Consider the following 13,784-nt stretch of genomic DNA (forward strand, 5'->3'; position numbering starts at 1 on the left):
CCTCGCCGGCTCCGAACCGGAGAGGCACAACTGAATAGCTCGACGGCCGCCTCGACCCCGGCCGTCCAGCATGTGTGGGAAGCGCGAGGGCGGCACCGGGAAGGGTGCCGCCCTTTCGCGTTGCCCACCGTCGGTGGTTGAGGAGGTCGCGCAGCGACCGTCTCGAAACCTCAGGCCGCACCAACCCCTATCCCTCAGGCCCGCGCCGCGCCCTCGCTGAGCAGGAACTGCGCCCCCGTGTACGTCGCCATCACGGCCGTCTCGAGCTGCGGGGGAGGGTTCTTCAGCAGGAACTTCCGGGTGCCGAGGATCCCGTCGGAGATCATGAACAGGGTGGCGCCGAGGATGCTGAGCCGGCGTGCCGCCTTCGGCATCGCCGGGTCGAGCTGGGTGGCGGCGGCGACCGTGCTGGCCAGGACGGCGGAGTAGCCGGCGATCGTCGCGCCGAGCGTCTTGTCCTGCTTGGCGGCGCCGACGATCATCCCGGGCGCGGTGACCGCCCAGAGCGCGGCGACGGCCTTCGGGCCGGGCTGCGGGGTCGCGGCCCGGTTCCTCCGGAAGCCGGTGATGTAGGCCGCGTGGCCGAGCGCGAACGACCCGCTCCCCGCGGCGAACGTCTGGGTGCTGTGGCCCATGAGCAGGACGTCGCCGCCCCAGCCGCCCGCCTGGGCGATCAGCGTGCTGGTCCGGAGCGGGGACTTCGCCGCGTTCGGGTTCGTGGCCAGCGAGGCGGCCAGCGTCGGCATCAGCAGCGGCTTGGTGAGCGCCCGGGCGCGGTGCGCGTTCGGGTTGGCCGATCCGGAGAGCAGGGAGTCGGCGATCGCGAGGCCCGCGTAGGCGAGCTTGAGCTTGGTCGAGGTGAGCACGCGCTGAATCTAGCCGCGACCGGGTCCGGACGCCTCCGACTCCGGCAGGAGATGCGCCCCCGCCTCCGGGTCCGGAGGCGGGGGAGCGATGTCCCTGCCTCGGAGGGTCAGCCGACGGACTCTCCGGTGCGCCCTGGTTCCGTGTGGGCGCCGCACCCGCCAGCAGCGCCAGCGCAACCATGGCGGCGTACCGGACATTCGTCCCCTCCGAGCCCGAGGTGCAGCGACCCGGGAAGTCTGCGCGGAAGGAGCCCGGCGCCGCTACGCCCGACCGGCGATCTGTGGATAACGTCCGTGCATGGCCGGGTACTCAGGAACGCCGCTGGAGAAGAAGCTCGGCGTCAAGGACGGGGTGACGGTCTTCCTCGACAAGCCGCCGGCCGGCTTCACCCTCGAGGCGCCGACCACGATCCGGCTCCCGAAGCAGGCGGCGCTGACCCTCACCTTCCACACCGAGCAGCGCACCCTCGCCCGCCGGATGCCCGAGCTGATCGAGCGGACCGAGCAGGCCGGGATGATCTGGGTCTGCTGGCCGAAGAAGGCCGCTCGCAAGCTCGGCTACGAGACCGACCTCGACGAGAACCTGGTCCGCCGGGTCGGCCTCGACGCGGGCATGGTCGACGTGAAGGTGTGCGCGATCGACGAGGTGTGGTCCGGCCTCAAGTTCGTACGCCGGCTCGCGGATCGGACCTGACCCGACGGTCAGCGCTTCGCCCGCCGACCACCCGGCGGCGTGCTCGGCCGGTCCGGCGCGACGTCGCCGCGCAGGATCGCCATCAGCTTGCCGCCGAGGATCAGGCACATGAACAGGCACGCGGTGGCGCCGAGGGTGGCCATCACCAGGAACACCCAGGCCAGCGATTCCCCGTTGCGGGCCTGGCCGCCGAAGTCGATGGCCGCCCAGACCAGGTAGCCCCAGGCCACGATCGTCACGGTCATGCCGGCGGCGAGGCGGAGGAACCGTTGGCGCAGGGCGCCGCGGTCGACCGGTGCCGGTTCGCCCGTGTGCTTGCCCACGGCGGACATTCTGGCCGATGTCGCGAGGTGAGTCGGGACCGCACCGCAGATCACACCCGAGAACGCTGCGGCCGACACCTGTCCGGTTCCCGCTCAAAAGCCCGTTTCGAGGAACTGTCGGTGGCCCCTGGAAGAGTGGGCGACACGCCGATCAGAGGACCAGATCAGGGCCCTGACCTGCACGTTTACGAGGAGGCGAGGATGGCCGAGAAGTTTTCCTACCCCGGTGTTGCGTGGGCCACACGCCAGGCGTACGGTTACCCCTACATCTAGTAGTTACACGGATGTAGTTATCCACATCTAGTTCCACAGGAACCGGGCCTCTGTACACAGAAAGAGGCGGTTTTCCACCGGAATCCACAGCCCTAGCCACAGGTTCTCTCCTAGAGAGCCGCCCTCGAGAGGAGGCCTGCGATGCACTGTCCCTTCTGCCGGAGCACCGACACCCGGGTCCTCGACTCCCGGGTGGCCGAGGACGGCTCCGCGATCCGCCGGCGGCGTACCTGCCCGTCGTGCGAGAAGCGCTTCACCACCGTCGAGCAGATGCAGCTCACGGTCCTGAAGCGGAGCGGGGCCAGCGAACCGTTCAACCGGGACAAGGCAGTCTCCGGGGTCCGCAAGGCCCTCAAGGGACGCCCGGTCTCCGAGGACGACCTGGCTCGCCTGGGGCAGACCGTCGAGGACAGCCTCCGTGCCGGGGGCTGGGCCGAGGTCCCGGCTCACGAGGTCGGACTCGCCATCCTCAGCCCGCTGCGTGAGCTCGACGAGGTCGCGTACCTCCGGTTCGCCAGCGTCTACCGCGCCTTCGAGTCGGCCGACGACTTCGAGACCGAGATCGCGATGCTGCGCGCCGAGCGTGCCGATCAGGCCGCCGCGAAGCAGCCTCAGCCCACGGGCTGACCACAAGCTGCCCGGAGGGGTGTGGTGGGGAAGCCGCTTCCCTCCGGGCGACCAGCAGAGCAACGAGAAGCACACAACCAGCCAGTTCGACGACGAACGAAGGGGAACCAAGCATGACCGAGACGGCGAGCGGGGCCGCGAAGGCCGGATCGCGGCGTACCACCAAGGGCCTGAAGATCGAGCGGGTCTTCAGCACCGAGGGCGTGCACCCGTACGACGAGATCACCTGGGAGCGTCGCGACGTCGTCCAGACCAACTGGAAGACCGGCGAGTCCGTCTTCGAGCAGCGCGGAGTCGAGTTCCCCGACTTCTGGAGCGTCAACGCCTCCACCATCGTCACCACCAAGTACTTCCGCGGGGCCGTCGGCACCGACGCCCGCGAGTGGAGCCTGCGCCAGCTGGTCGACCGGGTCGTGAAGACCTACCGCAAGGGCGGCGAGGACCACGGCTACTTCGCCTCGGTCAAGGACGCCGAGCTCTTCGAGCACGAGCTCACCTGGCTGCTGGTGCACCAGTACTTCTCGTTCAACTCCCCGGTCTGGTTCAACGTCGGCACCGCCTCTCCCCAGCAGGTGTCCGCGTGCTTCATCCTCGCCGTCGACGACTCGATGGACTCGATCCTGAACTGGTACAAGGAAGAGGGCTTCATCTTCAAGGGCGGCTCCGGTGCCGGCCTGAACCTCTCCCGGATCCGCTCGAGCAAGGAGCTGCTCTCCTCGGGCGGCACCGCCTCGGGCCCGGTCTCCTTCATGCGCGGCGCGGACGCCTCCGCGGGCACCATCAAGTCGGGCGGCGCCACGCGTCGTGCGGCCAAGATGGTCGTCCTCGACGTCGACCACCCGGACATCGAAGAGTTCGTGATGACCAAGGCGCGCGAGGAGGACAAGATCCGCGCGCTGCGTGACGCCGGCTTCGACATGGACCTCGGCGGCGCGGACATCACCTCCGTGCAGTACCAGAACGCCAACAACTCCGTCCGCGTCACCGACGAGTTCATGCGTGCGGTCGAGGACGGCACCGAGTTCGGCCTGCGCTCGCGCAGCACCGGCGAGGTCATCGAGACCGTCGACGCCCGCGACCTGTGGCGCAAGATCGCCACCGCCGCGTGGGAGTGCGCCGACCCGGGCATCCAGTACGACTCGACCATCAACGACTGGCACACCAACCCGGAGACGGGCCGGATCACCGCGTCGAACCCGTGCTCGGAGTACATGTCGCTCGACAACTCCTCCTGCAACCTGGCGTCGCTGAACCTGCTCAAGTTCCTCAAGCCCGACGACACCTTCGACGCGCCGCTGTTCGCCAAGGCCGTCGAGCTGATCATCACCGCGATGGACATCTCCATCTGCTTCGCGGACTTCCCGACCGAGTCGATCGGCAAGACCACCGTCGACTACCGCCAGCTCGGCATCGGCTACGCCAACCTCGGCGCCCTGCTGATGGCGATGGGCCTCGGGTACGACTCCGAGGGCGGCCGCGCGATGGCGGCGACGATCACCTCGCTGATGACCGGTACGTCGTACAAGCGGTCGGCGGAGCTCGCCGGCGTCGTCGGCCCGTACGCCGGCTACGCCCGCAACGCCGAGGCCCACAAGCGGGTCATGCGCAAGCACCAGGCCGCCAACGACATCGTCCGCACCCTCGGGGTGGCCGACAGCCAGGTGCACAAGCTGGCCACGAAGGCGTGGGCCGACGTGCTCAAGGTCGGCGAGAAGAACGGCTTCCGCAACGCGCAGGCCAGCGTCCTCGCGCCCACCGGCACCATCGGCTTCATGATGGACTGCGACACCACCGGCATCGAGCCGGACTTCTCGCTGGTCAAGTTCAAGAAGCTCGTCGGCGGCGGCTCCATGCAGATCGTCAACCAGACCATCCCGCGCGCGCTGACCAAGCTCGGCTACGACTCGGAGAAGGTCGAGGCGATCGTCGAGTTCATCGCCGAGAACGGCCACGTCATCGACGCTCCGGGCCTGAAGCCGGAGCACTACGAGGTCTTCGACACCGCCATGGGTGCCCGGGCGCTCAAGCCGATGGGCCACGTCCGGATGATGGCGGCCACCCAGCCGTTCCTGTCCGGCGCGATCAGCAAGACGGTCAACCTGCCGGAGACGGCGACCGTCGAGGAGATCGAGGACATCTACCTGCAGAGCTGGAAGCTCGGCCTCAAGGCGACGGCCGTCTACCGCGACAACTGCAAGGTCGGCCAGCCGCTCTCCGACGGCAAGTCGGACTCGGCGAAGAAGGACCAGGGCGAGACCGTCGCCGAGGCCCCCGCCGTCCAGGTCGTCGAGATCGCCAAGCCGTTCCGCAAGCGCCTCCCGAAGAGCCGCGCTTCGCGCACGACGTCGTTCACGGTCGGCGGCGCCGAGGGCTACATGACCTCCGGTGCGCACGACGACGGCGAGCTCGGCGAGGTCTTCCTCAAGCTCGGCAAGCAGGGCTCCACCCTGGCCGGCGTGATGGACGCCTTCTCGATCGCGGTCAGCATCGGCCTCCAGTACGGCGTGCCGCTGGAGACCTACGTCTCGAAGTTCACCAACCTGCGCTTCGAGCCGTCCGGCATGACCGACGACCCGGACATCCGGATGGCCCAGTCCCTCATGGACTACGTCTTCCGCCGCCTGGCGCTGGACTACATGTCCTTCGAGGAGCGCAGCATGCTCGGCATCTACTCCGCCGAGGAGCGCCAGCGCCACCTCGAGACCGGCTCCTACGAGCCCGTCGAGGAGACCGGGGGAGCCGAGGAGCTCATCACCCACGAGGCCGTCGCCCTCGAGCCCGCCGCCGAAGCAGTGGTCGTCGAGCCCGTCGAGACGCCGGAAGCCAAGGCAGCACCCGAGGTCAAGGTCGCCCACACCAGCGCCGAGCTCCTCGAGAAGATCACCGGCACCGCCGTCGACTCCCCGCTCTGCATGACCTGCGGGACGAAGATGCGGCCGGCTGGCAGCTGCTACGTGTGCGAAGGGTGCGGGAGCACCTCGGGCTGCAGCTGATGTCGTCGGGCACGGAAAGTCCCGCTGACGCGGTCGGCGGGACATTCCGGTAGCAACCGCGAGCTCTTGGCAACGCCGAAGCCCCTGGCTGGAACCTCCGATCTCGGAGGCCCAGCCAGGGGCTTCGTGCGTCACGGCGTCGTCATGCTTGTCCCGGAGCGATAGCGTACAAACGGTTGGTGCACGAAATATGAGGGCACCATGCAATTATTGTCGTGAAGCACGCCCCCGAATGGGAAAGAGTTGTCGATGTCTAGCGCCCAGGCGCGGCCGGTGAAACCGCACTGCCTTGAAACTTCGTCAGAAGGGCGGCCTCACCACAGGCAGACCCGTGACTTCGACGAGGCGCAGCAGATCATCACCGAGGCTTACCTTCCTCACCGCCTGCTGACGACTGCCGGCGCTGAGATCGACATGAATCTCACCAGCGCGCGCCTCGGTGACGTCACTGCCGGCCTTCTGTCCTATGGGCAGACAGTCCATCTCCAGACCGCCGATGCCACGGATTTCCATGTCAACGTCACCGTCGCTGGACGGGCCGCGTCGCGGTCCGGCAACGAAGACCCGCTCCTGACCACGACGGGTCAGGCGACGGTGTTTCCCGCGGGCCAGCCGGCCCAGCTCACCTGGTCGACCGACGCACGACACCTCTGCCTGATGGCTTCTCGAGCCGCTCTTGAGGGCGAGCTCGAACACCTGCTCGGGCGGAGCCTTCCCACGCGGCTCGTGTTCGCCCGCGGCCTGTGCACCGAGGTCAGTCGGCTGTGGCAGCCCGTCCTCGACCTGGTGCAGCAGGAGCTCGATGAGCCGGAGGGCCTGCTGACTCGGTCGCGCGTTGCTCGACACCTCGAAGGCCTCGTCATCGACGGCCTGCTGCTGACCCAGCCACACAACTTCCGCGACCTCCTCCTCAGAGAGGCTCCTCCTGGTGGTGCCGGGGCAGTGGCACGCGCCGCGGAGCTGCTGGAGGAGCTTCCCGGGGATCAATGGACCGTGGTCCGGCTGGCCCAGGAGGTTCACCTCAGCGTGCGAGCACTTCAGTACGGATTCAGGCGAGACTTCGACATGCCGCCGATGGCCTACCTCAAGCGGGTGCGCCTGCGCCATGCGCGTGCGGCGCTGCTGGCGTCCTATCCCGAGACGGCGACGGTCCGCTCAATCGCGCTCGAGTACGGATTCCTCCACCTGAGCCGATTCGCATGCGCGTACCGGAAGGCGTTCGGAGAGCGACCGTCGGAGACGCTCGCCCGCCGTCCTTGAGGAACCGCCGGCTCGGGCGGCCTTCCCGGCGCTGTGCCGGTACGCCGGACCTTCCGACTCCCGCGTGGTGCGCCTGCGCCTCCAGAACAGGACGAACGCGAGCACGCCCGCGGCACCCATGCCGGCGCCCGCCGGGATCCCGTGAAGGGCCAGCCAAGCCACCCTGCGACCAGCGAGCGTCATGGTGTTGGCGGGGACTGCTCCGCTGTTCGGCGGCGAGGTGTCGCGAAACTCCAGGTGGGCATCGTCGCCGGCCAACCGGAGCTGGGTCGGAGTCAGGACGAAGCGCAGCCGAGGCACGAACCGGTGGCCATCGTCGGACACGATCGTGGGAACCACCGCGACATCGACGTGGTCGAGCGGCGTCCCGGTCTCCGCGGCCGCCGCGGCGACTCTCCTGCTCACCGCAGCGCGATCGAGCTGAACCCGTCCGTGGAAGGACGTCCCTTCGAACCGGGAGTTGGACTGCAGCGGAATGCGTGTGTGCCATCCGTTCGAGCCGGACAGCTCGGCATCGACACGCACCGTCCCCGGCCGCCCCGTGTAGTCGTAGCGCACCGCGGCGACCTGGACGACCGACCGGAGGAGCGGGTCGGGGGAGGTCACGGTGGTGCCCTGACGGGCAGCGGCGACCGGGACCCGGGCCGCGTACGAGAACGCCAGCGTGGCCTCCGGCGCCGCGGCCGAGCGTCGCACCGTCGCGGGCCTGGTCCACGCGAAGCACGCCTGGGCTACGAGCGCCACGCTGAGGAGGGCCATTGCGAGGAAGGCGACCCGCCGGGCGCGGGGCGCGGCGGACCGCCCACGCGGGTCGGTCGAGGACCGATGGGGCTGAACCATGTGTCTCTCCTAGGGTTGCGTGGCGGGCACTGCGGTCCCACCCATGGCCCGGACGACGGCGATGGGTGCGAGAGCTTCGGGGTTGCTCGGCACGGGGACGAGGCCGGCGGTGAGGCCGACCATCAGCCGTTGACCACGAGCCGGATGCTGGTCACGTTGAACCTGTCTGCGATGTCGCAGGTGATGTCGCTGTAGTCCATGGCGCCGTCGTCGACGCCCTTCGTGGCCACGTCGGTCCGGGTGACGGTGCAGGGCTCGAGGGCACCACCGTTGACCGAGACCTGGACGACTCCTGCTGCGGTCGACAGGAGCTCCTCGGCCCTGGCCCAGATCCCCGTCGTCGTGTCGGACTGCTGCGTGTACGCGTGCGCCACGACGGTGATCGTGGCTCCACTGACCGCCGGGGAGTCCGTGCCGACCTGCACGGTCCCGGCGTCGATGGTGCTGGTCGCCGTCAACGCCGAGGTGCCGACCAGCATGAGTCCGGCGGTTCCGAGCGCCAGGACCAGCCTGGAGGAGTGACGCATGTCGAACCCGTTCGTCGATGTCCGGAACCACCCCTGCGGGGCCCGCGACACATCCGCGAACTTAGGGAGCACGCGGTCCTTTCCCTGCCCGTTCCGGCGAAGATGAATCGATCGAGCCACTCGGCCGGCGGTCAACCCTGCGCATCCGGGATCGCGCGTGTCCAAAGCGGCTCGACCGTCGGCGTTCACGGGCGCCGCTGTCGATCCGGGTGCTCGGCGACGTCGGCGCCACGCGGCGTGCGCCCGGACGGGAAGGCGAGGTCGATCCATGCAGAGATCGACGTCACGGTGTCCTGGAGGCGCTGGCCTGCGCGCCACAGCGCTTCGAGCGAGCGGGCCGCTCCCGGCGGGAACTCGTCCTGTCGGTCGATGAGCAGCTCGGCGTGACCGAGGATCGTGGTGAGCGGCGTCCGAAGGTCGTGGTTCACCGTCTCGGCCATGGACCGGTTGAGCTCTCCACGGGCCGCGGCCACGAGGCTCGTCACGTCCGTCACCACCGCCCACGCACCCTGCGGTTCGCCGTCGCTCCCCGCGATCGGAGTCGCGTTGACGCGGAGGTGGCGTACGGGCTGCCCCGGGGCTTTCACCGTGACGACGGCGTCGTCGACGACCTCCCCGCGCGAGGCCCGGACGATCGGTACTTCACCGGGTTCGAGGAGCCGGCCGCCGCCCTCGGTGTAGAGGTGGAAGGTCTCGGCCAACGCCTCGGCCCGCACGGCTTCGAAGGTCCGATGCACGAGACGCTCCAGGCCCGGACTCAGCATCGACAGGTGTCCGGCACCATCGAGGACCGCGACGGCCAGGCCGGCGCGAGACATCAGGGTTTCGAGCGCTGCGGGGCCCGCCAAGGGGATGGAGAATGGCGGCTTCTGATCGGTCAGCGTCAGACTCCTAGCTGTTCTCGGCGCTCCCGGGCCCCGAAAGTGTGCGCGGGTCGCCGCCAGAGGAGAAGGCCCTGAGCCACAAGCTGCGCATCCTGGATCGGTGAGTGCGCGGAGTGGCTCATGGTGCGCCGGGTCGCCGGACCGGGCTGCCGTGTTCAGGACGTCGGCGGGATGACGGCGTCACCGTCAGCGCAGAGATCACAGCGGCCACGGCGGCGGCCGCGTAGCCGGCGGGGAGGACCGCATCCAGCGAGCTGTGGCTGTTGAGGTTGAAGCCGAGTCCCGTGACGGTGGCGCCGGTGACACCGGACAACAGAGTGTTCAGGGCCTCGGCACCACGCCTACTTCCGCTCGGGGGAGTTCAGCGTCGCTGACATGGTCAGGCGCCAAGCACGCCGACCGGGCAGTCGTCCAGGCCCGCAAGTTCGGCGCGACCTTCCTGATCCCCGGGGAGGCCCGCTCGCTCGACCGCATCGACGGCCACTTCGTCGTGACGCTGACCGACGGGTCCGAGGTGGAGGCCCACACCGTCGTGCTCGCGACCGGGGTGCGGTACCGGCGGCTCGACGTTCCCGGCATGGACCGGCTCGAAGGTCCGAGCGTCTAGTCCGCGAGCTGCGCGGCGAGCTCGGCCTCGAGGGCCTGCACACCAACGAGCGCCGCGCCCTCAGCGCGACGGCCCTTTTCGTCCTGATCGGGTCCGACCCGCACACCGGGTGGCTCCAGGGCGCGATCGTCGTACGCCTGGTGTACGAGCACCTGCTCAGAGCTGGCCGGCGATGATCGGCGCCGTCGTCAGATCGGACGGTTGAGCGTCTCCCGAAGGGCCCCGGCCAAGCCGTCGAGGCGTCCGGTGAGCCGCACCGCGCGCCCTGCTAGCCGGATTGCGCAGGATGGCGCTCAACGCGTCGCGAAGGCCTGGCAGCGGCACCACCATGGAGTCGTGGGCGCATCCCCGGGCGCTCTCGTGGCGCCTTGCTCCCGGCCCCCATCGCGGAGCAAGGCGCCACCCGGATTCGAGTGGCCGCGGACATCACCGTTCGGCCGCCACTGTGCAGGAGGTGCATGAGGTGCAGGTTTCAGAGCGGCACCCGAGCAGCGTCGGCTCGATCGACATCTCAGACCGATGATGGGTGTTCGTAGGCGCGCTCGCCGCCCCGTCGGAATCGCGGCGGAGCCGGCCGAAGCGCTGCCCGAAGAGCTGCCAGGCCCGACCTACCGGACCAGCGCGTACACCGTCTTTCCCACCGGGTACGACGGGGTCGACGACCCCGCCCGGTCCCGGTGGTGCCTCACCGTCGCCGATGCCGGAGACGGTTGGGTGATCCGCCGTCAGGGCGAGTGCCTGGACATCTTCAACAAGTGGCAACGCGAGCAGGCACTGGACAGTCGGGATGCCGAGTTCCAGCGCACCTGCGTCTACAACGAACATGCCGCGCTCCTGCGCGCCCGACGCATGGTCGACCGTTTGGACGTCGGGGGCGTCACGTTCGAGGAGTTCGTCTGGCGAGTCACCGCCGGTCCGCCCGGAGCCAACGCGTGCCCACGCGAGGATGCCGCAGACTGCGGATGACCTCCCGGACCGGCCGCGGTCCGGCCGTTCTCGTCTCTGGAGGTTTCTCGCGAGACCCACGTAGTGTGCGGACCCATGAAGGAGCGACAGCTCGAGGCCAGAGTCATGCGGTTCGTCCGGGAGATCGGCATCGCCCCCGCGGGCAAGGTGCTCACGGTGGCCTTCGAGCTCACTCGGGGCGTGGTCGTCATCACGACCGACAAGGCCACCTTCACGGCACCTGCCGCGGGCTTGTGGTCCGACTACGTGGCCAACGTGGCGAGGATCAGCCCGCAGCGTGCCCCGCTGATCGAGCGCCCGGAGGAGTGACCACGCAGACCGCGTCTCATGCCGACTGATGCCGGTACGTGTACGCGGCCGCCCGGACCGCCTCGTCGCTCTCCAGGCCCGCACCCAGGGCTCCGCCCAGCGTGGCGAGGGCGCTGGCGAGCAGGACCAGCTTCAGGTAGTCGCCCACGCGAACCGCATGCCCGATGCTCTCCTCGAGCAGATGCGCCGGCACGAGAACCGGCGTGGTCAGCAGTGCGAGCAGAAGCAGCGCGGCGTACAGGAAGAGCACCCCGAGGACGACCGTCCCCGTGGTGGCGAGGTTGAAGAGGGTCACCTGCTTTCCACCGGCAGGGTTCGAACCGCGTTCCCACAGGCCTGCCCCGACGATCAGTGCGGCGGTGATCGCCACGACAGCACCCACTCCGATCGCCGAGAGCCTGGTCCAGCTGAGCGCGTCGCCCAACCGCCAGATGTCGGGCGTGACGAGCGCGAAGACCCCGGTAGCGAGAGCCGTGGTCAGAGCTTTCGACAGCCCCATGGCGAGCCGCCACGGCTGGTTGGCCCGGATCATCCCGACCAGGAGTCGCAGGTTCCCGCTCAGGACCCGCGCTGTGAACATCACGCTGCGGTCGCCGTCGTCCTGCTGGCTCCCGAGCTCGCGGGCGCGGCGCCCGAGGCGCTTCGTGCCGGACGGCGCCTGCTCCTCCGTGTCCCCGAGCAAGGTGCGCACGAGGCCCACGACAGCATCCCGGGTGCGCCGGCGCAGTCCCACCGCGCCGAGCGCCGGCAGGCAGACGACCGCCACCCCGTGCACGGGGCTGGCATGAGCCACGACCGGCCGCCGGTGGGCCCTGAGCGGCAGATCCGTGAGGCAGACCACCAGATCCCAGGACTCCTTCAGGAGCCGCTCGCGCCCCGCCGCGACGAGCGCGGCGTCGTCGGCAGGCGGCTGGACGAGGACGTCGACCACCGTGGGCACCCGCCACCGGACGCCGGGCAGCTGCGCGCTCAGCTCCGCGCGCAGATCGTCGGCGAGATTCGAGGCGACCTCGGTGGCCGTCCCCGGAGTCGAGATGAGTCCGATCACTACCTCACCGGCACTCATGGGGAAGCGGCCGGGCTACACGTCTGGTCCCGACCGTCCTGCCTCATGCTACGAGTGTCGGTTTACGGCGAGGAGTGAAGCAAGGGCTGTGGGGCCGAGGTCCGCTTCGGGATCTCGATCTTCGTGCCCTTGACCCCGATCTGCCCGAGTTCGGCGAAACCGTGCGGAATTCGGCCTTGCGCCACGAAGCTGGTCCCATGGCAGTTGAGCGCACCGAGTTGGTCCGCGAAACAGTCCGGAGCTCTGAGGAGTACCGACGGGTCAAGCAGCTGAGCGATGACCTGTTCGCCCACCTCCTCACGCCGGCCGCTGGCGCGCTGATCGCCCAGGCCAACATGCCAGGGACGTCGAGCGCGCACGTGCAGGCGACGTTCGAGCCGTTCGCGACCAGGCTCGGTTTCTCAAGCGAGAAGAAGGGGCTCTTCGACGGCTACCCGAACAAGGCGCTGCGACCTGACTACTTCCTCCCGATCGAGGGGAACGGGATCCTGTTGGAGGTCGAACGTGGCAAGACCACGACGAACAACATGGATCTGCTCGATCTCTGGAAGTGCCACATCTGTGAGCACGCGGACTACCTGTTCCTTCTGGTGCCGCAAGAGCTCCGACACAACCCCACGATGTCGCCGAAGCGGGAGTACATGGCTGTGGTGAAGCGCCTCGGGTCCTTCTTCATGGACGGCAACTACACGAACGTGAAGGCAGCGCACATCTTCGGCTACTGATCGACCTGGGCCTAGGGGCACTGCGTACGAGTGCGAGTTCGGTCAATCTGCCTCGGGAGATTCTTTCCAGTTCTAACGTCGATTGGAAAGGCGCACAGATTCTCGGAATCTCGGAGGTAGTCATGGCCGATCCCGGTTGGTACCCACAACCCGATGGCTCACAGCGCTACTGGGATGGACAGGTGTGGACCGAACACGTCCAGCAGCCGACGCCAGTGCCTGCGTCAGCTACGAAGACCGGCGCCACCTGGTGGAAGTCGAAGCCCGCCATTGGTGTGGGCGCCGGCCTGTTCGGTCTCATCCTTGGCGTCGGCATGGGCGGATCCGACACCGGTGACGCCGACGCGTTGAACACGCGCATCTCAACGCTTTCCGAGCAGAAGGCTGATCTCAAGCAGGAGGTTGCCAGCCTGGAGGACGACGTCGCAGCGAAGGACAACGCGAGCCAGGCTGCCGTCGACGATCAGGTGGCCGGCGCGGTCGCCGAGGCGAACGCGGCGGCGAAGGCAGCGCAGCAGAGGGCCGTCGCGGCGGCCGTGGCGAAGGAGCGGAAGAAGGCGGACCAGCGTGTCGCCGCCGCCCGCGAGGAAGCGGCCGCGAACCAGCCTCGACCCCTGACTGGCGGGGGAGGCGGAGGCGGCGGAACCGATCCGCATTTCGGGACCTGCGGCGAGGCCAACGACAACGGCTACGGGCCCTACACCGAGGGCGTCGACCCCGAGTACGACTGGTATCAGGACCGGGATGGAGACGGTGTCGTCTGCGAGTCCTGATCTGCGCCGTGGTGCTCCTCGGAGTCGTGTCCGGGTGTGCCTCGCGCGCTC

At 68.9% G+C, this 13,784-nt stretch carries 15 protein-coding genes; 9 read left to right on the plus strand and 6 right to left on the minus strand.

Features of this window, described 5'->3' with window-relative positions; translation table 11 throughout:
- Positions 1–194: 194 nt before the first annotated feature.
- Entirely contained in the window at positions 195–866 is a 672-nt protein-coding gene (locus AB4Y76_RS04215) for a lysoplasmalogenase (protein WP_441922451.1), read from the minus strand.
- Positions 867–1,164: 298 nt separating this feature from the next.
- Here AB4Y76_RS04215 and AB4Y76_RS04220 point away from each other — a divergent pair, with 298 nt between their 5' ends.
- A complete protein-coding gene (locus tag AB4Y76_RS04220; RefSeq protein ID WP_441922453.1) occupies positions 1,165–1,560 on the plus strand; it encodes a DUF3052 domain-containing protein in 396 nt (131 codons plus the stop codon).
- A gap of 8 nt (positions 1,561–1,568) precedes the next feature.
- On the opposite strand, the gene AB4Y76_RS04225 is transcribed toward AB4Y76_RS04220, so the two are convergent.
- Positions 1,569–1,883: a hypothetical protein gene (locus AB4Y76_RS04225; protein ID WP_441922454.1), complete on the minus strand. Its 315-nt coding sequence runs from the start codon at positions 1,881–1,883 to the stop codon at positions 1,569–1,571.
- 414 nt (positions 1,884–2,297) lie between these two features.
- Here AB4Y76_RS04225 and nrdR point away from each other — a divergent pair, with 414 nt between their 5' ends.
- The 3 genes from nrdR (at position 2,298) to AB4Y76_RS04240 (ending at position 7,036) form a co-directional block, all read left to right on the plus strand.
- The gene (nrdR, locus tag AB4Y76_RS04230; protein ID WP_441922456.1) at positions 2,298–2,783 is read left to right on the plus strand and encodes a transcriptional regulator NrdR; all 486 of its coding nucleotides are present in this window, start codon (positions 2,298–2,300) and stop codon (positions 2,781–2,783) included.
- Positions 2,784–2,896: 113 nt separating this feature from the next.
- A complete protein-coding gene (locus tag AB4Y76_RS04235) occupies positions 2,897–5,776 on the plus strand; it encodes a vitamin B12-dependent ribonucleotide reductase (protein WP_441922458.1) in 2,880 nt (959 codons plus the stop codon).
- Positions 5,777–6,025: 249 nt separating this feature from the next.
- Positions 6,026–7,036, plus strand: a complete 1,011-nt coding sequence (locus AB4Y76_RS04240; RefSeq protein WP_441922460.1) for an AraC family transcriptional regulator — start codon at positions 6,026–6,028, stop codon at positions 7,034–7,036.
- Here AB4Y76_RS04240 and AB4Y76_RS04245 read toward each other — a convergent pair.
- The 3 genes from AB4Y76_RS04245 to AB4Y76_RS04255 all read right to left on the minus strand — a co-directional run bounded on the left by AB4Y76_RS04245 (position 6,932) and on the right by AB4Y76_RS04255 (position 9,221).
- Positions 6,932–7,795 carry a hypothetical protein gene (locus AB4Y76_RS04245; RefSeq protein WP_441922462.1) on the minus strand — a complete coding sequence of 288 codons (864 nt, stop codon included), beginning with the start codon at positions 7,793–7,795 and terminating at the stop codon, positions 6,932–6,934. The two genes, AB4Y76_RS04240 and AB4Y76_RS04245, sit on opposite strands and share 105 nt — an antisense overlap.
- A gap of 203 nt (positions 7,796–7,998) precedes the next feature.
- A complete protein-coding gene (locus tag AB4Y76_RS04250) occupies positions 7,999–8,403 on the minus strand; it encodes a hypothetical protein (RefSeq protein ID WP_441922464.1) in 405 nt (134 codons plus the stop codon).
- 185 nt (positions 8,404–8,588) lie between these two features.
- The gene (locus AB4Y76_RS04255) at positions 8,589–9,221 is read right to left on the minus strand and encodes a histidine kinase dimerization/phospho-acceptor domain-containing protein (protein WP_441922466.1); all 633 of its coding nucleotides are present in this window, start codon (positions 9,219–9,221) and stop codon (positions 8,589–8,591) included.
- Positions 9,222–9,543: 322 nt separating this feature from the next.
- Between AB4Y76_RS04255 and AB4Y76_RS04260 the strand changes: the two genes are divergently transcribed.
- From AB4Y76_RS04260 to AB4Y76_RS04270, 3 genes are all read left to right on the plus strand, one after another.
- A complete protein-coding gene (locus AB4Y76_RS04260) occupies positions 9,544–9,894 on the plus strand; it encodes a hypothetical protein (protein ID WP_441922468.1) in 351 nt (116 codons plus the stop codon).
- 519 nt (positions 9,895–10,413) lie between these two features.
- Positions 10,414–10,860, plus strand: a complete 447-nt coding sequence (locus AB4Y76_RS04265; protein WP_441922470.1) for a hypothetical protein — start codon at positions 10,414–10,416, stop codon at positions 10,858–10,860.
- Positions 10,861–10,935: 75 nt separating this feature from the next.
- A complete protein-coding gene (locus tag AB4Y76_RS04270; RefSeq protein WP_441922472.1) occupies positions 10,936–11,169 on the plus strand; it encodes a hypothetical protein in 234 nt (77 codons plus the stop codon).
- A gap of 16 nt (positions 11,170–11,185) precedes the next feature.
- Here the strand turns inward: AB4Y76_RS04270 and AB4Y76_RS04275 are convergent, their stop codons facing one another.
- The gene (locus AB4Y76_RS04275; RefSeq protein ID WP_441922474.1) at positions 11,186–12,100 is read right to left on the minus strand and encodes a hypothetical protein; all 915 of its coding nucleotides are present in this window, start codon (positions 12,098–12,100) and stop codon (positions 11,186–11,188) included.
- A gap of 332 nt (positions 12,101–12,432) precedes the next feature.
- Between AB4Y76_RS04275 and AB4Y76_RS04280 the strand changes: the two genes are divergently transcribed.
- Entirely contained in the window at positions 12,433–12,960 is a 528-nt protein-coding gene (locus AB4Y76_RS04280) for a hypothetical protein (RefSeq protein ID WP_441922476.1), read from the plus strand.
- A gap of 122 nt (positions 12,961–13,082) precedes the next feature.
- A complete protein-coding gene (locus AB4Y76_RS04285; RefSeq protein ID WP_441922477.1) occupies positions 13,083–13,733 on the plus strand; it encodes an excalibur calcium-binding domain-containing protein in 651 nt (216 codons plus the stop codon).
- Positions 13,734–13,784: the final 51 nt, after the last annotated feature.

Source organism: Marmoricola sp. RAF53 (assembly GCF_052114005.1).
Taxonomy (GTDB): domain Bacteria; phylum Actinomycetota; class Actinomycetes; order Propionibacteriales; family Nocardioidaceae; genus Marmoricola.

What these genes read in the sequence shown, in the direction of transcription:
- AB4Y76_RS04220 (WP_441922453.1), top strand. Translation starts at nt 1,165, where the DNA reads ATGGCCGGGTACTCAGGAACGCCGCTGGAGAAGAAGCTCGGCGTCAAG.
- nrdR (WP_441922456.1), top strand. Translation starts at nt 2,298, where the DNA reads ATGCACTGTCCCTTCTGCCGGAGCACCGACACCCGGGTCCTCGACTCC.
- AB4Y76_RS04235 (WP_441922458.1), top strand. Translation starts at nt 2,897, where the DNA reads ATGACCGAGACGGCGAGCGGGGCCGCGAAGGCCGGATCGCGGCGTACC.
- AB4Y76_RS04240 (WP_441922460.1), top strand. Translation starts at nt 6,026, where the DNA reads ATGTCTAGCGCCCAGGCGCGGCCGGTGAAACCGCACTGCCTTGAAACT.
- AB4Y76_RS04245 (WP_441922462.1), bottom strand. Translation starts at nt 7,795, where the DNA reads ATGGCCCTCCTCAGCGTGGCGCTCGTAGCCCAGGCGTGCTTCGCGTGG.
- AB4Y76_RS04250 (WP_441922464.1), bottom strand. Translation starts at nt 8,403, where the DNA reads ATGCGTCACTCCTCCAGGCTGGTCCTGGCGCTCGGAACCGCCGGACTC.
- AB4Y76_RS04255 (WP_441922466.1), bottom strand. Translation starts at nt 9,221, where the DNA reads ATGTCTCGCGCCGGCCTGGCCGTCGCGGTCCTCGATGGTGCCGGACAC.
- AB4Y76_RS04265 (WP_441922470.1), top strand. Translation starts at nt 10,414, where the DNA reads ATGATGGGTGTTCGTAGGCGCGCTCGCCGCCCCGTCGGAATCGCGGCG.
- AB4Y76_RS04270 (WP_441922472.1), top strand. Translation starts at nt 10,936, where the DNA reads ATGAAGGAGCGACAGCTCGAGGCCAGAGTCATGCGGTTCGTCCGGGAG.
- AB4Y76_RS04280 (WP_441922476.1), top strand. Translation starts at nt 12,433, where the DNA reads ATGGCAGTTGAGCGCACCGAGTTGGTCCGCGAAACAGTCCGGAGCTCT.
- AB4Y76_RS04285 (WP_441922477.1), top strand. Translation starts at nt 13,083, where the DNA reads ATGGCCGATCCCGGTTGGTACCCACAACCCGATGGCTCACAGCGCTAC.